Below are 19,698 nucleotides of genomic sequence, written 5' to 3'. Positions count from 1 at the left end.
GCGCTCATGATGCAAAAAACAACCTTCCATGGAGACTCGCCATGTCCGCCCTGCCACACCCTGCTTATGTCTACCGTCCGATGACGGTCGCCGACCTGCCGGCCGCCCATGCCTTATCGGTCATGCTCAAATGGCCCCACCGCCTGGAAGACTGGGCGATGTTGCAACGGGTCAGCGACGGCTTCGTGGTGCTGGACGGCGAGCGCCTGATCGGCAGCGCCTTCACCTGCCCTCAGGGTGATTACGCAACCATTGGCCTGGTGATCGTCAGCAATGACTACCAAGGCCAGGGCATTGGACGCCGCTTGATGGAAAAGGCGCTCGACGCCTGCCAGGCGCGCACGCCGATTCTCAACGCCACCCTCGCGGGTGCGCCACTTTATGCAAGCCAGGGGTTTGTCGAGTTTGGGCAGGTGCAGCAGCATCAAGGCCAAGTGCGCGTGCCCGCCCTGGAGGGCCTGGACGCTGGCGAAACCTGCCGTGCGTTACGCGCCGATGACCATGCCACGCTGTTGGCCCTCGCCAATGCCGGCAGCGGCCTGGACCGCCGTGAAGTGTTGCCGGAACTGCAGGTAGAGCACGCCATGGGGATTGAGCGCGAGGGCAAGTTGCGCGGCTTTGCCCTGCTGCGTCCCTTTGGTCGTGGACGCTGCATCGGCCCGGTGGTGGCAGAAAACCTCGAGCAGGCAAAACACCTGATCAGCGAATTACTGGCGCGGGTACCGGACGCCTTCGTACGCATCGATATCCCCGCCGATTGCGGCCTCAGTGACTGGCTCGAACAAGCCGGTTTGAAGCACATCGACACCGTCACCCAGATGGCCAAGGGCAAACCGCCCCAGGCCAGCCAAGGCGTACACCCTTTTGCGCTGATCACCCAAGCGATCGGCTGATTTTCCTTATGGAGCAGTGCCCATGTCATCTCCCCGTATCCTGCTGTTGGCGCGCGCCGACGGTAGCCGCGTTACCACGCCGTTGAACACGGCTGCCCTGAGCGCGCTCGATCCATTCGGCGATGCGCGCCAACTCGCCTGGCTGGGCGACGATGGGGTGTCCGCCGGCTTGGTGCAGTTCAGCGGCGACGCCGCGATCGAAGACTTCCCCCACAGCGAGACGCTGGTGGTTCACGCCGGCCATGTAGTGCTGCACACGGCAGACCAGCACGTAGACCTGAAGGTCGGCGACAGTGCCGTGATCGGCCGTGGCACACGCCTCTCGGTGCAGGCGAGCGCGGGCAGCCGATGGGCGTTCTGCGCTGTCGACCTGGCCGATGCCCCCCGGCAGCACGGCTTGACGTGGCTCGACCCGCGCGCCCTGCTCAACCCCTCTGCCGCACCGGAACCGCAAATCCTGATCGGCCCTCCCCCACAGTGCCGGGCGCTTAATCTGTTTGATGATGCCAGCACAGAACTGCGCGTCGGCATTTGGGACTCGACGCCCTACGCCCGGCACGGTCGCCCGCACAAACTGCATGAGTTGATGTATCTGCTTGAAGGTAGCGTCACCCTGCAAGATGCCGAGGGTGGCGAGGTGACGATCAACACCGGTGACACGGTGTTTGTGGCAAAAGGCGCGCCGTGCGCTTGGACCAGCACAGTCTATGTACGCAAGGTCTATGCAGTGAAGTGAGCCGGCATGTTCAGTCGGTTGTCAGGTTTTCAACGCGTCTTCCAGAAAAGCCACCAAAGCCTGCACACGCGAACTGCGCAGTTTGCGCGAAGGCACCAGCAAGTTGACCGGTGCGCTGTCGAAGCTCCACTCCGGCAGTACCCGTATCAGGCTGCCGCTGGCGATTGCATCACTGACATCCCACTGCGAACGCAGCACCAACCCCAAGCCTTGCTCGGCCCAACGCCGGGCAACGCTTCCATCATTGCTCAACAATACCGGTTCGATGCGTAGGGTTTTACGCGCCTGCCCCTTACGCATATGCCAGAGCGTGACATCCTCATCATTTTCACGGATGCAAATGCAGCGATGGGCAGCGAGCTGGTCTGGCGACACCGGCACACCCTGTTCGTGCAGATAGGCTTCGCTGGCGCATAACCATCGCTCGTTTTGCGTGAGCTGCCTGGCCGTCCACAGGCTGTCGTTGAGGTGGCCGATGTGAATGACTGCGTCGCTGTCATGGCGATCAGGCCAGGGTGTCTCGCGCAAATCCAGGTGCAGGCAAAGCTGCGGATGCAGCCTTGCAAAACGTGCCAACAATGGTGCAATGCGCTGTCGACCATAGCCAAACGGGGCCGCCAACCTCAATGTGCCAACCAGCCTTTCGTCCTTTTGCTTGAAAGACTCTGGAAGCGACTCCAGTTGTTCCAGCAAGACCGCACTCTCGCGCGAGAACCGCTCACCATCGGCCGTCAGGCTGAGCCGCCGTGCGTCGCGGTTAGCCAGGGTCAGCCCCAGCAGCGCCTCCAGTTTACGCAGGCGCATGGAAAGCGCCGGAGGTGAAACATTCAGGGCTCTGGCAGCGGCACTCAGCGACTCAGAGCGGGCAAGCGTAACTGCCAGGCGCAGGTCTTCGATGGAAATCATTCAATTTTACTTAATGATTGATGATTTCTCATTGAACCACAGGTTAACGATAGCTGAGTAGAGTGCAGCCTGTACCCAGCCACTTGAGTTCTGCCATGTCAACGCCGATTGCCTCTCTCGACACGCCCGTTGCGCTAGTCGATGTCGCGCAAATGCAGCGCAATATCCAGCGTATGCAGCAACGTATGGACACCCTCGGCGTACGTTTGCGCCCGCACATCAAAACCAGCAAGTGCCTGCCCGTCATCACGGCACAGATGGCTGCTGGCGCCCGCGGTGTCACGGTTTCTACCTTGAAGGAAGCTGAGCACTGTTTCGCGCAAGGCATCAGTGACGTGTTCTATGCCGTTGCAATAGCCCCGGGCAAATTACCCGCGGCACTAGCCCTCCGGCGCAAAGGCTGCAACCTGAGCGTACTCACCGACAGCGTCGCAGGCGCTCAAGCGATCGTCGACTTTGCACAGCAGCACGACGAACGCTTCGAGGTGTGGATTGAAATCGATTGCGACGGCCATCGCTCAGGCCTGGCCGTTGAAGACAATGCGCTGGTAGCCGTCGCACGCGCCCTGAGCGAAGGCGGCATGCAACTGCGCGGCGTGATGACCCACGCGGGGTCCAGTTACGAGCTGGACCGCCTCGAAGCCCTGCAAGCGCTGGCGGAACAGGAACGCTTACTCTGTGTACGCGCCGCCGAAATAATCCGCGAAGCCGGCTTGGCATGCCCCGAGGTCAGCATCGGCTCCACCCCCACAGCCCTCTCGGCACTGAACCTGGACGGCGTTACTGAAGTGCGGGCAGGCGTCTATGTGTTCTTCGATCTGGTCATGCACAACATTGGCGTGTGCCGGGCAGACGAGTTGGCGTTGAGCGTCCTGACCACCGTTATTGGCCATCAGCAGGATAAAGGCTGGATCATCACCGACGCAGGCTGGATGGCCATGAGTCGCGACCGTGGCACACAACGTCAGCGCCAGGACTTTGGTTATGGACAAGTGTGTACCGAAGCGGGCGACTGGATCGAAGGCGCGCTGGTCACAGGGGCCAATCAGGAACATGGCATCATCACCCTCGGCACCCCGAGTGCTGACATGGTCGGGCGCTTCCCTATTGGCAGTCGTCTGCGCATTCTGCCCAATCATGCCTGCGCCACCGGCGCGCAGTTTCCGGATTATCACGCCCTTGACGTCGAGGGCGCCGTACACACATGGAGTCGCCTTCATGGTTGGTAGTCTTAAGGTGATGCGTATTGCTCTCGACCACAGTGAGGCGCCCTCATGAAACCGCAAAAAAGCGATGTATTGATTATCGGCGGCGGCATCATGGGGTCGGCGTCAGCGTTTTTTCTCAGCCGGCGTGGACACTCCGTCACCCTGCTGGAGCGTGATCAGATTGGCCAGTACGCCAGCGGCGTGAACTTCGGCAACGTGCGGCGCCAGGGGCGTTACCTGGGGCAGTTGCAACTGGCTAACCGCTCCTTTGCCTTGTGGAAGCGCCTGCCGGAGCTGATCGACGACGACCTTGAGTTCATCGCCAGTGGCCATATGCGCGTGTGTTACCGCGAGGACGAGATCGCTGAGCTGCAAGCCTACGCCGAGGCTCCCGAGGCCCGTGAGCTGGGTTTGCAGATCCTGACCGGCAAAGCCTTGCATACCCGCTTTCCGTTCCTGGGCCCGGAAGTCAAAGGTGGCTCCTACGCCCCTCACGATGGCCACGCGAACCCACGCCTGGCGGCGCCGGCGTTTGCCCGGGCGGCCAGGCGCCTGGGTGCGCGGATCGAAGAGCGTATCGAAGTCATCGAGGTGCAGAAAGTGGGCGGTCACTTCCACGTCACGACCACCGATGGCCAACGCTTCGTCGCCGAGCAACTGCTGATCACCGCGGGCGCGTGGGCCGCCAAACTGGCTGAGCAATTCGGAGAACCCGTACCGCTGGAACCCAATGGCCCGCAGATGTCGGTGACCGAACCGGTTCCTTACGCCTTGCCGACGGTGATCGGCGTATTTACCAAGATCAAGGAAGAGGTGATCTACTTCCGCCAGATCCCGCGCGGCAACATCATCATCGGCGGCGGCAACCGCTGCACCCCGGACATGCTCAACCGGCGCGCCTTCTTCAAGCCCGAAAGCCTGCTCAACCAGATGCGACAAATGCGCCGCCTGCTACCGGGCGCCGAGAAGCTGAACATCATCCGGGTATGGAGCGGCATCGAAAGCTACACGCCGGACTCTCTGCCGGTCATCGGCCGCAGCGGGGCCGTCGATGGCTTATTTTATGCGTTCGGCTTCTGTGGTCATGGTTTCCAGCTTGGCCCGGGCGTCGGCGATGTGATGGCCGAACTGATCAGCACCGGCAGTACCAGCACCTTGATCAGCCCATTCGATATCCGCCGGTTCACGAACCCCAGCGCGATCGAAATGCCGTTATCGGCAAGCCTCCTCAACACAGGCAAACTTATATGAGTCGCGTGCCACAACGCCCTGACTGCCCGACCCAAAATCCTCAACTTCAAGGAGGTTGCATGTCCGTAACGTCAGGCTCTACCTATCGGTACCGTGCTGTTACCGCGGCGGATATGCCCGCAGCACACGCGCTCTCGGCCCACCTGAAATGGCCTCATCGAGAAGCAGACTGGGCCATGGTGCAGCGCACATCGCAAGGCTTTGTCGCCGAGCATAAAGGGCAGTTGGTGGGTGTCGCGTTCACTTGCCATCAAGGCGCTTACTCGTCCATCGGCCTGGTGATCGTGAGTGATGAGCACCAAGGAAAGGGGATCGGGCGTCAACTGATGAACCTGTGCTTGGCAGCCACTGCACCACGCACGCCGATTCTCAATGCCACCGAGTCGGGCGCACCGCTCTACGCAAGCATGGGGTTCGTCGACTTCGCGCGTATCCAGCAGCATCAAGGGGTGCCACAGGCGCCTGAGCAGATGCCTTTGATCAAGGGCTCGCAGTGTCGTGCATTGCATCCTGCGGATTACCCTCGGCTGATTGAATTGGCCAATGCGGGCAGTGGCCTGGACCGCACAGCGGTGCTCAATGATTTGCTCCCGATGGCCGAGTCTGTGGTCGGTATTGACGTGGATGGGGAACTACAAGGCATTGCCCTCCTGCGTCGCTTTGGCCGTGGCCATATCATTGGACCGGTTGTTGCAAAGAGCCAGGAGCAAGCCCAACACCTGATTACCCACCTGCTGCGGTTGATACCTGGCGCCTTCGTGCGCTTCGACATTCTTGCCGATTGTGGGTTGGCCGTCTGGCTGGAGCGTCTGGGGCTGCCATGCGTTGATAGAGCGCCGCGGATGGTTCTGGGCGCGCCCCCGAAATCAATCGACGGGGTCAGCCAGTTTGCTCTGGTTACCCAAGCAATCGGCTAGCGATCCCGGCGGGCCGCAAGCGTTTTATACGGTGCAAAAGGCTCCGTTGCATTAATGCAAAGTAAGCCCGCCAGATACAGCAGAATATCCCTTGCAGACGCGAACAACGGCATATTTTGCAGGGCCGTTTTGTTAGCTTATTAAGACGACACGGCCCCAAGCATTTACGGGGGGCTACAGCGACGCGCTTGTTCGCAGCGCCTATTACCGCTCTAAGGAGCTAGTTGGATGACCACGCAATCTTCGAATAGCCATGGCGTTGATCCGCAAACCTCTCTCATGTTTTATATCAACGGCCGTTGGTGTTGCCCGGCGATCCCAGCCAGTTTGCCGGTGGTCAATCCTGCAAGTGAAGAGGTTGTTGCACAGGTCGCCCGCGGATCTACCGAAGATGTCGATCGGGCAGTGGCTGCGGCGCGTGCGGCATTTCCTGGTTGGTCTGCTTCCTCGACAGCAGCGCGTGCGCGTGTGCTTGGCAAGCTCTACGAGCTGATCCTCGAACGAAAAGAGCTGCTTGCCCAGGGCCTCTCTCTCGAAATGGGCGCAGCCATCGGTTTCGCCCGGGCGATGCAAGTTCCACTGGCGGCCGAACACGTGCGTGTCGCGCGTGACCTGCTGTCCAGCTATCGTTTCCAAACGGTTGAAGGCGGCACCGCGATTGAACGCGAACCCATCGGTGTCTGCGGCCTCATCACGCCGTGGAACTGGCCGCTTTATCAAATCACCGCGAAAGTCGCCCCGGCGATAGCTGCCGGTTGCACAGTGGTGTTGAAACCCAGCGAACTGTCCCCCCTGAGCGCCCTTCTTTTTGCCCAACTGGTACACGACGCAGGCCTCCCGCCCGGTGTCTTCAACTTGGTGAACGGAAGCGGCTCCGAGGTCGGCGCGGCCATGGCGGCGCATGCCGATATCGATATGATTTCAATCACCGGCTCTAACCGCGCTGGCGCACTGGTTGCGCAAGCGGCGGCGCCCACGGTGAAACGCGTTACACAGGAGTTGGGAGGCAAGTCCCCAAACCTTCTGCTGCCCGACGCCGATTTCGCCAAAGCCGTGCCCTTGGGGGTGATGTCTGCATTTCGCAACGTAGGGCAATCCTGCAGCGCGCCGACAAGAATGATCGTTCCAAAAAACCGCCTGGCAGAAGTTGAGTCGCTGGCTGCGGCAACCGCCAATGCAATCATCGTGGGTGACCCGCAATCGGAAGATACGATACTGGGCCCCATTGCCAACGAGGCACAATTCAATCGCGTTCAAGCCATGATCAAGCTGGGCCTGGACGAGGGTGCAAAACTGGTTTGCGGTGGGCCAGGACGCGTGCCGGGTTTTGAGAAAGGCTTTTTTACCCGACCGACTGTTTTCTCCGAGGTGGACTCTGCAATGCGGATCGCTCAAGAGGAAATTTTTGGTCCCGTGTTGTGCATCATTGCGTATGAGACGGTCGATGAGGCGGTCGCTATCGCAAACGATACGATCTATGGGCTGGGCGCCCATGTTCAGGGGCAGAACCTTGATCTTGTACGGGCTGTTGCCTCTCGCATTCGTGCAGGTCAAGTGCACCTGAACTACCCCGCGTGGAATCCAATGGCGCCCTTCGGTGGCTACAAGCGCTCGGGCAATGGTCGAGAGTACGGTGTACACGGCTTTGAAGAGTACCTTGAAACCAAAGCTATCATTGGATTTGGTGAGGCGTGAGTCACCGACGTTTCAAACAGCGGCCGGCTGCCGCTCTTTTTTCCCCCTATAAAAACTCAATCTAGGTTGTTCAGTAGGTACCCAGGTCATTTTGAGACGCGCTTTCAAGACAGCCACCTTTGGATCCCCTAAAGTGAAATGTGGGGGCTGGCCCGACTTGTCACACAGCATTGACGCGTTGTCACGATGAGCTGACAGACAGATCTGGAAATAAGCTGGCTGATAATTCAGGCCCTTCATTTACCTGCAGCACTGAGGAGAACAACCAAGCCGTACACTTGAAGGTTGAAAGTCCGCAACATTGCTCGCGAATGCAGTCTGTCAGTCAATAAATCAGCCGACGGATTCAGCGCATTCGCGAGCAAGCCCGCACCCACTTTGGTGTGCGCCAGTCAGCCAACCCAGGACGCATCCCGCTCCGTCTGCAAGCCATAGCGTGCAATCGCTTCCTGGCACACCCGCGCCTCCAGGCTTCCCTGCTCCACCAACGCCGTCAGCGCCGCCAGCACAATGTGGTGCCGATCGACCTCAAAGAAATCACGCAACGCCGCCCGAGTATCACTGCGACCGAACCCATCGGTGCCGAGCACGGTGTAGCTGGCGTCCAGGTACGAAGCGATCATCTGCGGCACCGCGCGTACATAGTCGGACACCGCAATCACCGGTGCGCCGTGGGGCAAGCAGTCCTGGACATGGCTGCAACGCTTGGCGGCCTGCGGGTGCAGGCGATTCCAGCGCTCGACGTCGCGCGCTTCGCGCGCCAGCTCGCTGAAACTGGTGACGCTGAACACCTCGCTAGCCACTTGCCAATCCTCGGCCAACAACTGCGCGGCTGCCTGGGCCTCACGCACCAGGGTGCCGGAACCGAGCAGGCGCACCTGAGCGTCGACACCGCCCTCCAGGCGATACATGCCCTTGATAATCGCCGCCTCTACACCTGCGGGCAGGCTTGGTTGCGGGTAGTTTTCGTTCATCAGGGTGACGTAGTAGAACTCGTCCACGTCGTGTTCGAGCATCTGGCGCATGCCGTGGTCGAGAATCACCGCGAACTCGCCGGCAAACGCCGGATCGTAGGCGCGGCAGTTGGGCACGGTGGCGACGCTGAGATGGCTGCTGCCGTCCTGATGCTGCAACCCTTCGCCACCCAAGGTGGTGCGCCCGGCGGTGGCACCGAGCAGGAAGCCACGGGCACGTTGATCGGCGGCGGCCCAGATCAGATCGCCGACGCGCTGGAATCCGAACATCGAGTAATAGATGTAGAACGGCAACATGCGCAGGCCATGCACCGAATAACTGGTGGCCGCCGCCACCCAGGAACTGATGGCGCTGGCTTCGCTGATACCCTCCTCCAGAATCTGCCCGTCGGTGGCTTCGCGGTAGCTGAGGATCGAGCCGATGTCTTCTGGCTCGTAACACTGGCCGACACTGGAATAGATGCCAATCTGCTTGAACAGGTTGGCCATGCCAAAGGTGCGCGCCTCATCGGCGACGATCGGCACAATACGCGGGCCCAGGGCCTTGTCCTTGAGCAGGTTGGTGAGCATGCGCACGAAGGCCATGGTGGTGGACATTTCCTTGCCCGCCGCCAACGTGGCGAAACCGGCGTATGCCATCACCGGGGGTACGTTTACCGGCGCTGCGCGTTGGCTGCGGCTGGGCACATAACCGCCCAGCGCATGGCGACGCTCACGCAGGTAGCGCAATTCAAGGCTGTCATCCGACGGTTTAAAGAAACTCAGCGATTCGGTCTGCGCATCCGACAGCGGCAGCTGGAAGCGATTGCGAAAGGCCAGCAGCGCCTCGCGATCCAGCTTCTTCTGCTGGTGAGTGGTCATCTTGCCCTGCCCGGCTTCGCCCATGCCGAAGCCCTTTTTGGTCTGGGCCAGGATGACCGTCGGTTGGCCTTTGACGCGGCGCGCGGCGTGGTAGGCGGAGTGGATCTTGACCATGTCGTGGCCACCGCGCTTCAGGCGGTCGATCTGTTCGTCGCTCATGCCCTCGACCAGTTTGGCCAGAGACGCACTTTGGCCGAAAAAATGTTCGCGGTTATAGGCGCCGTCTTTCGCAGCGAACGTCTGGAATTGCCCGTCGACCGTTTGCGACAGGGTATTGACCAGTGAGCCGTCGCTGTCCTTGGCGAGCAAGGCATCCCAGTCGGAACCCCACACCAGTTTGATCACGTTCCAGCCGGCACCGGCAAATAACGCCTCCAGCTCGTCGATGATGCGACCATTGCCGCGCACCGGGCCGTCGAGGCGTTGCAGGTTGCAGTTGACCACCCAAGTGAGATTGTCCAGGCCTTCGCGGGCGGCCAGGGTCAGGGCCGACATGCTTTCCGGCTCATCCATTTCGCCGTCACCGAATACGCCCCACACGTGGCGGTCGGTGGTGTCCAGCAAACCGCGATGCTGCAGGTAACGCATGAATCGCGCCTGGAAAATCGAACTGATCGGGCCGATGCCCATGGAACCGGTGGGGAACTGCCAGAAGTCGGGCATCAACCACGGGTGTGGGTAGCTGGAGAGCCCGCGCGCGCCGGCTTTTGGTGCTCCGATCTCTTGCCGATAGTGGGCCAGGTCGTTTTCGCTCAAGCGCCCTTCGAGAAAGGCACGCGCGTAAATACCGGGCGCAGAATGCGGTTGGTAGAACACCAGGTCGCCGCCGAACCCATGGTTGCGGGCGCGAAAGAAGTGGTTGAAGCCGACTTCGAACAAATCCGCCGCACTGGCGTAACTGGCGATATGCCCACCAAGTTCGCCATACGCCTGGTTGGCCCGCACCACCATGGCCAGGGCATTCCAACGCACCAGCGAGGCCACGCGCTCTTCGGTGGCGAGGTCGCCGGGAAAGGCCGGCTGCTGCTCGACGCTGATGCTGTTGATATACGGCGTGCCGTGGCGCGGTTTCCAGTCGATAGCCGGGGCGCTGCCTTCACGTGCCAGCAGGTCGAGAATCTGCCGCGCCCGCGCCGGACCGGCATTGGCCACCAGCGACGCCAGAGCGTCACGCCATTCGTCCTGTTCTACTTGATCCACAGCCGTGTGACTGACTGCACGCGCGAAACCGTTCATGGGCACCTCCGGGCTTTTTTTCCAGTTTATGTCGGTGCCAGAGGTTTTTTTGACTGTTATCCGCCGTGCGCTTGCGCACTTTGAGCATGAATCACTGCCAATCCGCTTTTTTCCAGCACGTTGTGCTGAAGCCCCCTGAAACCCGTAACTGTGTTTAAAATGCCGCCCGCTCAAAGAACGACGCTGAATGATGAACCCAGACGCACTCGCTACCTTGCACGCCCATTTGCTCACCGCCCTGGCCAGCGCACCCGCTGAAACCCGGCGCTTGTTCCACGGCCGTGGCCGCTGCTGGCCGGGCCTGGAACAACTGACGGTGGACTGGCTGCAAGGCGTGGTGCTGGTTGCCCTGTTCAAAGAAACCGCGCATCTGGAGGCTTTGAAGCAGCACCTGTTGCAAATTGATTGGGCGCAGTTCGGTGTGCATACGGTCGCCCTGCAACACCGCTACCTGCCGCAGAGCACCACCGAATGGCTGGTGGGCGCTGCGATTGATGAGCTGACCATCACCGAAGGCGGCCTGCGTTACCTGATCGACCTGGGTAAAAAGCAGAACAGCGGGCTGTTCCTCGACATGCGCTACGGCCGCAACTGGGTCCGCGAGCAGGCCAAGGGGCAGCGCGTGCTCAACTTGTTCGCCTACACCTGTGGGTTTTCGGTCGCTGCCATCGAAGGCGGCGCGGACCATGTGGTGAACCTGGACATGGCCCGTGGTGCCCTGAGCCGCGGGCGCGACAACCATCGCCTGAACGGTCACGACCTGAGCAAGGTCAGCTTTCTGGGCCACGACTTGTTCAAGTCCTGGGCCAAAGTCACCAACAGCGGCCCTTATGACCTGGTGATCATCGACCCGCCCTCCTTCCAGAAAGGCAGCTTTCTACTGACCAAGGACTACCAGCGCGTACTGCGCCGCCTGCCGGATTTGCTCACGGCGCAAGGCACGGTATTGGCTTGCATGAACGACCCGGCCTTCGGCGAAGACTTCCTGATTGACGGCGTCACCCGCGAAGCACCGGGCCTGCGCTTCATCGAGCGGCTGGAGAACCCACCGGAATTTGCGGATATCGACCCACAAAGTGGTCTGAAGGCACTGGTGTTCCGTCAGGGCTGATGCCGAAACGTCTTACGCTTGCTACGCTAAGTGATACGCCGGGCAGGTGAACCTTATCCCTCTCTTCCCGGTCGATACCTGCATTCCCTGGCCAGACTCGACGGCGTTACGTTGTCGGCTGCCCCGTTTCACCTTTTGGAGAACCGCCCGTGATATCGACCCTGCATGTAGCCAGACTCAAAGCCTGGGGCGCCCACGGCTTTACCGCCACCGGTGTGGTATTGGCCTTCCTGGCCACCCTGGCACTGCTGGAAAACTCACCCAAGGCTTGCCTGCTTTGGCTGGGCCTCGCGCTGGTGGTCGATGGTGTCGACGGCTCGCTGGCGCGCCGAGTGAATGTCAGCACGGTATTACCGAGCTTTGATGGCTCGGTGCTCGACCTGGTGATTGATTACCTGACCTACGTGTTTATTCCGGCACTGTTTATCTACCGCTATATCGACCTGCCGGACTTTACGCACCTGTTCACGGTCTCGGTGATTCTGGTGTCGTCGTTGTTCTGCTTCTGCAACGTGAATATGAAGAGCAAGGACAACTACTTTGTCGGCTTCCCCGCCGCGTGGAACGTGGTTGCCCTGTGCGTCTACATCATCCAGCCGCAAGCCTGGGTCACCTTGCTGACCGTGATCGGCCTGGCGCTGTTGACGGTGACACCGATGAAGTTCCTGCACCCGTTCCGGGTCAAGCGGTTCATGCCGATCAACATCGCGGTCACCACCATCTGGTTGCTGTGCAGCTTTCTGATGGTCGTGGATTATCCGAATACCAACCCGTGGACGTTCGGGTTGTGGTCGCTGATGTCGGCTTACTTCCTCGGGATTTGTGTGTGGCGCACCGCGCTGGAATGGTTAGGCACACACCGTTAATAAAGTGGGCAGGATTTAAAAGGTGGGAGCGGGCTTGCTCGCGAAAGCGGTGGATCAGTTACAGATGTGTTGACTGATACTCCGTTTTCGCGAGCAAGCCCGCTCCCACATTTGGTTCTGCCTTGATCAGACAGGTAAGATACTGGCCTTCGGTACAGCCCTTTCGCTGCGCCCTGCCAATAATAAGCCCTGCCCATGCCCTTCGAACTCAGCGTTGACCTGACCACCCTCGCCATTCTCGCCGTCGTTGCCTTCATCGCCGGTTTCATCGACGCCATCGCCGGCGGCGGCGGCCTGCTCACCACGCCGGCCTTGCTGACCGCCGGCATGCCGCCACACCTGGTACTGGGCACCAACAAGCTGAGTTCGACGTTCGGCTCCGCCACCGCGAGCTTCACCTTCTACCGGCGCAAACTGTTTCACCCGCGCCAATGGGTGCATGCCATCGTCGGCACCCTGATCGGGGCCCTGGCCGGTGCGGTGGTCGCCCACTACCTGCCCGCCGAAACCCTGAACAAAATGCTGCCGGTGATCGTGTTCGGCTGCGGTGTGTACCTGCTGTTCGGCGGCACGCCCAAGGCGCCGCTGGATGCCGATGCACCCATCAAGAAGAAATGGCAGTCCACTCAAGGCTTCGGCCTGGGCTTCTACGATGGCGTGGCCGGCCCCGGCACGGGCGCGTTCTGGACGGTGAGCACAATGCTGCTGCACCCGATCGACCTGGTCAAAGCCAGCGGCGTGGCGCGCAGCATGAACTTCGTCAGCAACGCGGCAGCGCTGTCGGTGTTCATCTTCAACGGTTCGGTGGACTGGATCGTCGGCCTGGCGATGGGCTTCTCGGTAATGGGTGGCGCGTTCTTTGGCGCACGCAGCGCGATCAGCGGCGGCGCCAAATTCATTCGCCCGGTGTTTATCACCGTGGTCCTCGGCCTGACGGTGCGCCTAGCCTGGCAGCACTGGTTCAGCGTGGCCTAAGCGTCGGGCCAGGTAGAGGTCGATCAGGTAACGCGCAATCGAGCGTGACGCCGGCAACGGCGGCAGGTCGTGGATGTTGAACCATTGCGCGTCTTCGATCTCATCGGCCTGGGGCACGATGTCACCGCCGGCGTACTCGGCATGGAACCCGAGCATCATCGAGTGTGGGAACGGCCAGCATTGGCTGCCCATGTACTGGATATTCTTGACCTCCACCTGCACTTCTTCGCGGACTTCGCGAATCAGGCAGTCTTCAGCGGACTCACCCGGCTCGGCAAACCCGGCCAGGGTGCTGTAGACACCACTGACAAAGCGCGGCGAGCGGGCCAACAGAATCTCGTCGCCACGGGTCACCAGCACGATCATGCTCGGCGAAATCCTCGGGTAGCTGCGCAGGTCGCACGCCTGGCAATACATCGCCCGCTCCCGTGGCACCTGGACCATGGCCTGGCCGCAACTGCCGCAAAACCGGTGCTCCCGGGCCCAAGTGCCAATCTGCGCGGCGTAACCCAACACTTTGTACAGCGTGTGGTCGCCTTGCAGCATGAAGCCGCGCAAGCCCTGCCAACTGCAACCCGGCACATCACTGGCCGAGTTGAGTTCAAGCAAGTACACCGGTTCGCCATCGAGGTGGCCGATGCCATGTTCGGCGAATACCGAAAGGTCCTGGCGCTTGAGCCATTCCCTGGGGAATAGCGGGCCGTTGGTGTCATGCAAAAAGCCTTCGCGGCTGCGGGCGACGGCCCAGCCGCCTGTGGCGTCGTTGTCGAGCAGCGTTGTGGTAATCCAGCCTGGGGTCATGTCGGTCAATCCACGAATTCGGGTTTCTGCTTGCTCATGTGGGCCGCGATGGCCACACGCAGGTCGTTGGATTGCAACATAGCCGAGTTCCAGGTGGCAACGTATTCCAAACCATCATTGACCGTATGGTCGCGCATGTAGCTGATCATGGCCTTGGTGCCGGTCACGGCGATCGGCGACTTGGCGGCGATTTGCCGGGCGATGTCCATCACGCCGGCCAACAGGCTTTCCTGATCGGCATACACCCGATTGACCAGGCCGATGCTGCGCGCTTCCTCCGCGCCAAACTGACGGCCGGTATACGCCAGTTCACGCAACATGCCGTCGCCGATGATGCGCGGCAGACGCTGCAAGGTGCCGACGTCGGCGGCCATGCCGATGTCGATTTCCTTGATGGAAAACTGCGCATCCTCGGCGGCGTAACGCATGTCGCAGGCGCTGATCAGGTCGATAGCGCCGCCAATGCAGTAGCCGTGGATCGCCGCCAGTACCGGTTTGCGGCAGTTGTCGACGGCGTTGAACGACGCTTGCAGTTCCAGGATCTTGCGGCGCAGCAGGCGTGCGTTGCGGCCTACGTCCTTGCCGAAGGCATTGGCCACCGAGGCGAGCATCATCAGGTCGATGCCCGACGAGAAATGCTTGCCGGCGCCGCTGAGCACCACGGCGCGCACCGCGTCGGTGTCTTCGACCCACTGGAAGATGTCGATGATTTCGGTCCAGAACGCCGCGTTCATCGCGTTGATCTTTTCCGGGCGGTTGATCTGCACATGGGCAACATTGCCGGTAAGTTCGACGAGGAAGGCTTGGTATTCGGACATGGCAGTGATCCCTGACTGGCGAGTGATAAGGCCCGAACTATAACAAGGGAGCGCGACGGCGCATCGGCCAAAAACGGGACTGGCAAAGGTAATGAAAGGGTGTGGGCGGCAGGTTCACGCAGCGCCGATACATTTCATCCCGAAAGCGCGCCATATCGGCTATAAATCAGGGCCCTTGCCTGGAGCCGTGTATGCCGACCACGTTGCGTTCATCGTTGATGCTGGCCCTGGTGGTCGTGCTGACCGGGATCGGCGCGGGCCTGGGCGGCATGCTCCTGGCGTTGCTGCTGCATGCCATCCAGCATTTGGCCTACGGTTACAGCCTCGACAGCCTGCTCAGCCATGAAACCTTTTTATGGGGCGTAACCGCTGCGCCGCCGGAACGCCGCCTGTGGGTGCTGATGGTGTGCGGCGTGGTGGCCGGGTTGGGCTGGTGGACGATTTATCGCTACGGTCGCCCGCTGGTCAGTATCAAGCAGGCGGTCTCTCCCAGTATGCCGAGCATGCCGCCCAAGACCACCCTCGCCCACAGCGTGCTGCAGATCATCACCGTGGGCCTTGGCTCGCCACTCGGGCGTGAAGTGGCGCCGCGTGAAGTCGGCGCGTTGGCGGCGACGTGGTTGTCGCAACGTGCGCGACTTGAACCGGACATGCACCGTTTGATCGTGGCGTGCGGTGCGGGCGCCGGGCTGGCGGCGGTGTATAACGTGCCGTTGGGCGGTGCGATATTTGTGCTGGAAGTGCTGGTGGGGGCATTCAGTTGGCCGGCGGCGGTGATTGCCCTGACGACCTCGGCGCTGGGCGCGGCCGTGGCGTGGATCGGTTTGGGCGCGCAATCGCAATATGAGGTGCCGCATTTTGTGCTGAGCCCGGCATTGATCTTCTGGGCGCTGGTCTGCGGGCCGGTGTTTGGCGTGGCCGCCTATGGCTTTACCCGCCTGACCGGCGCCGCCAGGGCCAATGCCGCGCGCGGCTGGCGTTTGCCGGTGTTGTCGGTAATCAACTTCACGATTATCGGTGGGCTGGCGATGCTGCTGCCGCAGATACTCGGCAATGGCAAAGGCCCGGCGCAATTGGGCTTCGACAATGAACTGAGCATCGGCCTGGCCGCCATTCTGCTGCTGGTCAAGGTACTGATTACCGCCAGCAGCCTGCGCGCCGGGGCCGAAGGCGGCCTGCTCACGCCGGGCCTGGCCAACGGCGCATTGCTGGCGATCATCCTCGGCGGTGGTTGGAGCCTGCTGTGGCCCGGCGTGCCGCTGGGTGCGTTTGCGATCATCGGCGCGGCGGCGTTCCTGGCGGCCAGCATGAGTATGCCGTTGACCGCGATTGTGCTGGTGGCGGAATTTACCCGCATCGACCATGACTTTCTGGTGCCGATCATTCTCGCCGTGGTGGGTGCAATGTGCGTGAGCAAGCTGTGCCAACGTCGCGGGTAAGTCCCGGTAAAAACACTGGAAAAAAGCTCGCCCAGGCGCCATTCTTCGCGTTTTAAGCCGCCCAGCAGCGGCGCTCGACGCTCAAAGGAAATGCCATGCACGCCCAACCTCTCGCCCCTGCCGATTTCGAATTCATCGACGACACCTTGCTCAAGTACGGCGACGATCACTCGGTGCTGAACCTGGCCGAACTCGACGGCTACTTCACCGCGCTGGTGTCAAGCCCGGCTCAAGTGGAAGTCGCTGAGTGGTTCCCGGCGATCTGGGGTGGGCAGAACCCGGCCTGGGAACAGGTTGAAGAGGCCCAGCGCTTCCTCGAACTGTGCGTGCGCCATATGAATAGCCTGGCGGCGCAACTGGCAACCGACGCGCACACCTTCAAGGCCCGCTTTGATGACACCGAACATCAGGGCCAAGCCGTCACGCTTGCCGAAGAATGGTGCTTTGGCTATATCCGCGGTGCCGCGATTGGCAACTGGCCGGAACTGCCCGCCGAACAGGCCGCGCAGTGGGAGAAAATTTCCTGGTGCGCCGAGCAGGATAACTTCGAGTTGCCGGCGGACCTGGATGTAAACGCCCATCAACAGCGGGTCAGCGAAATCGAACCGGCCGTGCGGGCGTTACATGATTACTGGTTGAGCCAACGTTAATCGGGCTTACTTGAAGTCCAGGTCAAACGCCTGATAAAACGCGTTGCCGGTGTTGGCCACGATCCACATCAACACCACCACGTGCCGGCCCTTCTTGCCTTTAGGCAGGGTGACCTGGTGTTCGACCTTGGCTTTCATTTCACCGGAGTGCTGGTAGTAAGGCACTTGGGTGTAGAAGTCTTCAAAGAACGGCTTGGCCTCCAGGTGAGCGCGGCTGATGCGCTGCTTGGGGTCCCAGCCATCCTTGGTGATCAACCAACGATAGCCACGGGTGACGTGGGCGGCGGTGTATTCCCACTGCACCTTGAACACCTGGCCCGCCTCGACATTCAGCAACGGCCAGTTAAACGGGGTATTGAGCTTTTTGCTCATTTCCTCGTCGGTGAAGTTAATACAGTCACGGTCGTCGGTTTTACCGCCGCTCAGGATATGCCCATCGCCAGGCGGCGTGACGCTGGGGTCATCGGTTTCATAGGGGGCAGGGAACGGCCCGGCGGTGAGTGCAGGGAAGTTCTTGCCACCTTCCATCTCGTTGACTTGCCAGTTGCCCAACAGCCCGCGTTCGACTGCCACGGAACCACGGCTGGCCGGTGTCACGACGCGACCATGTCTGAGTTGAGTCTCGGGTTTGTTCATTTCATTCACTCCTTGATTGAATAAGCCCCGTCATGGGGCACGCTTCGAACTTACCTCGCTGCGTTTTATTGTCCAGCCGACGCTTCTCTCGGAAACGTCATACTTCGCCTGCGTTTCGCGGAGTAAAGGCCTTTGTCCTGCATCAATTTTGTCACTTGTCCTACTCGGTAACGCGCGGTACGGCTACACGCTGAGGCAGGGATAAGTCGCCAACTCGACGCCAATGCAGGGAGTGTCGGCCTGTTGGCGCGCAAGATCGAAGTGGCGCGCCAGGTCGCCGACTGCAGCGCTACCCACCGCCAGGCGAATCGGCTGATGGCGCCGTAATACGCGCCGTACAACGATCCCTGCTCGACAAGCGTGGCGTGTTTGGCTGATTATTCGGTCCGTCCGTCGCGCCACTGCGCACCACCTTGCCTTGATCAGGAGCCTTGTACCTTGAGTTCGCAGAAAACCGTGACCGTTACACCGCCTAATTTCCCCCTGAACGGCAAGGTCGCGCCGCCCGGCTCCAAATCCATTACCAACCGTGCCCTGTTGCTGGCAGCCCTGGCCAAGGGCACCAGCCGCCTGAGCGGCGCGTTGAAGAGTGATGACACCCGCCACATGTCGGTGGCCCTGCGCCAGATGGGCGTGACCATCGACGAGCCGGACGACACCACTTTCGTGGTCACCGGCTCAGGCAAACTGCAATTGCCCACGCAACCGCTGTTTCTCGGCAATGCTGGCACCGCGATGCGTTTTCTCACCGCGGCGGTGGCGACGGTCGAAGGCACGGTGGTGCTGGACGGCGATGACTACATGCAAAAACGCCCGATTGGCCCGCTGCTGGCGACCCTTGGCCAGAACGGTATCCGCGTCGACAGCCCAACCGGTTGCCCGCCAGTGACCGTGCATGGCGTGGGCAAGGTCAAGGCCAAACGTTTTGAAATCGATGGCGGCTTGTCCAGCCAGTACGTATCGGCCCTGCTGATGCTTGCCGCATGCGGCGAAGCGCCGATTGAAGTGGCGTTGACCGGCAAAGACATTGGCGCCCGTGGCTATGTGGACCTGACCCTGGACTGCATGCGCGCGTTCGGCGCTCAAGTGGAGGTGGTTGACGACACCCGCTGGCGCGTCGCCCCGACCGGCTACACCGCCCATGACTACCTGATCGAACCCGACGCCTCCGCCGCCACCTACTTGTGGGCCGCTGAAGTGTTGACCGGCGGCCACATCGACATTGGCGTCGCCGCGCAAGACTTCACCCAGCCGGACGCCAAGGCGCAAGCCGTGATTGCCCAGTTCCCGCACATGCCGGCCAGCGTCGTTGGCTCACAAATGCAGGACGCGATCCCGACCCTCGCAGTGCTGGCCGCATTCAACAATACTCCGGTGCGCTTCACCGAACTGGCCAACCTGCGCGTGAAAGAATGTGACCGCGTACAGGCGCTGCACGACGGCCTTAACCAAATCCGCCCAGGTTTGGCGAGCATCGAAGGTGACGACCTGCTCGTCGCCAGCGATCCTGCGTTGGCCGGCACCTCGTGCACCGCGCTGATCGACACCCACGCCGACCACCGCATTGCCATGTGCTTTGCGCTGGCAGGCCTGAAGGTCTCCGGGGTGCGTATTCAAGACCCGGACTGCGTCGCCAAGACCTACCCTGAATACTGGAAGGCCCTGGGCAGTCTTGGGGTTGCGCTGAGCTACTGATCCAACGCGTCGGCATGGGGAGGGAGTGAT

At 61.1% G+C, this 19,698-nt stretch carries 17 protein-coding genes; 12 read left to right on the top strand and 5 right to left on the bottom strand.

Annotation, left to right across the window (positions count from 1 at the left end; all coding sequences use genetic code 11):
• Positions 1-41: 41 nt before the first annotated feature.
• Together CPH89_RS23925 and CPH89_RS23920 are read left to right on the top strand one after the other, a co-directional pair.
• Positions 42-893, top strand: a complete 852-nt coding sequence (locus CPH89_RS23925) for a GNAT family N-acetyltransferase (protein WP_053256291.1) — start codon at positions 42-44, stop codon at positions 891-893.
• 22 nt (positions 894-915) lie between these two features.
• Positions 916-1,629, top strand: a complete 714-nt coding sequence (locus CPH89_RS23920) for a cupin domain-containing protein (protein WP_053256292.1) — start codon at positions 916-918, stop codon at positions 1,627-1,629.
• 21 nt (positions 1,630-1,650) lie between these two features.
• Here CPH89_RS23920 and CPH89_RS23915 read toward each other — a convergent pair whose 3' ends face one another.
• Positions 1,651-2,535 carry a LysR family transcriptional regulator gene (locus CPH89_RS23915; protein WP_053256293.1) on the bottom strand — a complete coding sequence of 295 codons (885 nt, stop codon included), beginning with the start codon at positions 2,533-2,535 and terminating at the stop codon, positions 1,651-1,653.
• A 95-nt stretch (positions 2,536-2,630) separates the two neighbouring features.
• On the opposite strand from CPH89_RS23915, the gene CPH89_RS23910 reads away from it, so the two are divergent.
• The 4 genes from CPH89_RS23910 to CPH89_RS23895 all read left to right on the top strand — a co-directional run bounded on the left by CPH89_RS23910 (position 2,631) and on the right by CPH89_RS23895 (position 7,606).
• Positions 2,631-3,764, top strand: coding sequence for a DSD1 family PLP-dependent enzyme (locus tag CPH89_RS23910; protein ID WP_053256294.1), 1,134 nt, complete (start codon positions 2,631-2,633; stop codon positions 3,762-3,764).
• 45 nt (positions 3,765-3,809) lie between these two features.
• Positions 3,810-4,994, top strand: coding sequence for an NAD(P)/FAD-dependent oxidoreductase (locus tag CPH89_RS23905; protein WP_053256295.1), 1,185 nt, complete (start codon positions 3,810-3,812; stop codon positions 4,992-4,994).
• Between the two features lie 59 nt (positions 4,995-5,053).
• Positions 5,054-5,911 carry a GNAT family N-acetyltransferase gene (locus tag CPH89_RS23900; RefSeq protein ID WP_053256296.1) on the top strand — a complete coding sequence of 286 codons (858 nt, stop codon included), beginning with the start codon at positions 5,054-5,056 and terminating at the stop codon, positions 5,909-5,911.
• A gap of 228 nt (positions 5,912-6,139) precedes the next feature.
• Positions 6,140-7,606, top strand: a complete 1,467-nt coding sequence (locus CPH89_RS23895; protein WP_053256297.1) for an aldehyde dehydrogenase family protein — start codon at positions 6,140-6,142, stop codon at positions 7,604-7,606.
• A gap of 392 nt (positions 7,607-7,998) precedes the next feature.
• Here the strand turns inward: CPH89_RS23895 and mdeB are convergent, their stop codons facing one another.
• Positions 7,999-10,677 (bottom strand): alpha-ketoglutarate dehydrogenase, encoded by a 2,679-nt coding sequence (mdeB, locus tag CPH89_RS23890; protein WP_053256298.1) that lies wholly within the window; start codon positions 10,675-10,677, stop codon positions 7,999-8,001.
• 190 nt (positions 10,678-10,867) lie between these two features.
• Between mdeB and CPH89_RS23885 the strand changes: the two genes are divergently transcribed.
• The 3 genes from CPH89_RS23885 (at position 10,868) to CPH89_RS23875 (ending at position 13,629) form a co-directional block, all read left to right on the top strand.
• Positions 10,868-11,788 (top strand): class I SAM-dependent methyltransferase, encoded by a 921-nt coding sequence (locus tag CPH89_RS23885; protein WP_053256533.1) that lies wholly within the window; start codon positions 10,868-10,870, stop codon positions 11,786-11,788.
• A gap of 149 nt (positions 11,789-11,937) precedes the next feature.
• A complete protein-coding gene (pcsA, locus tag CPH89_RS23880) occupies positions 11,938-12,654 on the top strand; it encodes a phosphatidylcholine synthase (RefSeq protein ID WP_053256299.1) in 717 nt (238 codons plus the stop codon).
• 195 nt (positions 12,655-12,849) lie between these two features.
• Entirely contained in the window at positions 12,850-13,629 is a 780-nt protein-coding gene (locus CPH89_RS23875) for a TSUP family transporter (protein ID WP_053256300.1), read from the top strand.
• On the opposite strand, the gene nudC is transcribed toward CPH89_RS23875, so the two are convergent.
• Both nudC and CPH89_RS23865 read right to left on the bottom strand, forming a co-directional pair.
• Positions 13,597-14,430 (bottom strand): NAD(+) diphosphatase, encoded by an 834-nt coding sequence (gene nudC, locus CPH89_RS23870; RefSeq protein ID WP_053256301.1) that lies wholly within the window; start codon positions 14,428-14,430, stop codon positions 13,597-13,599. The genes CPH89_RS23875 and nudC overlap by 33 nt on opposite strands.
• A 5-nt stretch (positions 14,431-14,435) precedes the next feature.
• Positions 14,436-15,248 (bottom strand): crotonase/enoyl-CoA hydratase family protein, encoded by an 813-nt coding sequence (locus CPH89_RS23865; protein ID WP_053256302.1) that lies wholly within the window; start codon positions 15,246-15,248, stop codon positions 14,436-14,438.
• Positions 15,249-15,439: 191 nt separating this feature from the next.
• On the opposite strand from CPH89_RS23865, the gene CPH89_RS23860 reads away from it, so the two are divergent.
• Together CPH89_RS23860 and CPH89_RS23855 are read left to right on the top strand one after the other, a co-directional pair.
• Positions 15,440-16,687, top strand: coding sequence for a chloride channel protein (locus CPH89_RS23860; protein WP_053256303.1), 1,248 nt, complete (start codon positions 15,440-15,442; stop codon positions 16,685-16,687).
• Positions 16,688-16,782: 95 nt separating this feature from the next.
• Positions 16,783-17,337 carry a UPF0149 family protein gene (locus CPH89_RS23855; protein ID WP_053256304.1) on the top strand — a complete coding sequence of 185 codons (555 nt, stop codon included), beginning with the start codon at positions 16,783-16,785 and terminating at the stop codon, positions 17,335-17,337.
• A 6-nt stretch (positions 17,338-17,343) separates the two neighbouring features.
• Here the strand turns inward: CPH89_RS23855 and CPH89_RS23850 are convergent, their stop codons facing one another.
• Complete coding sequence (locus CPH89_RS23850; protein WP_053256305.1) at positions 17,344-17,973, bottom strand: lytic polysaccharide monooxygenase auxiliary activity family 9 protein; 630 nt, start codon at positions 17,971-17,973, stop codon at positions 17,344-17,346.
• A gap of 438 nt (positions 17,974-18,411) precedes the next feature.
• Here CPH89_RS23850 and CPH89_RS23845 point away from each other — a divergent pair, with 438 nt between their 5' ends.
• Positions 18,412-19,668: a 3-phosphoshikimate 1-carboxyvinyltransferase gene (locus CPH89_RS23845; protein ID WP_053256306.1), complete on the top strand. Its 1,257-nt coding sequence runs from the start codon at positions 18,412-18,414 to the stop codon at positions 19,666-19,668.
• The last annotated feature ends 30 nt before the right edge of the window (positions 19,669-19,698 follow it).

The sequence above is a fragment of the Pseudomonas fluorescens genome (assembly GCF_900215245.1).
Taxonomy (GTDB): Bacteria; Pseudomonadota; Gammaproteobacteria; order Pseudomonadales; family Pseudomonadaceae; genus Aquipseudomonas; species Aquipseudomonas fluorescens.
Note: the sequence above shows the minus strand (reverse complement) of the source record. Positions and strands in the feature narration are given on the sequence as shown.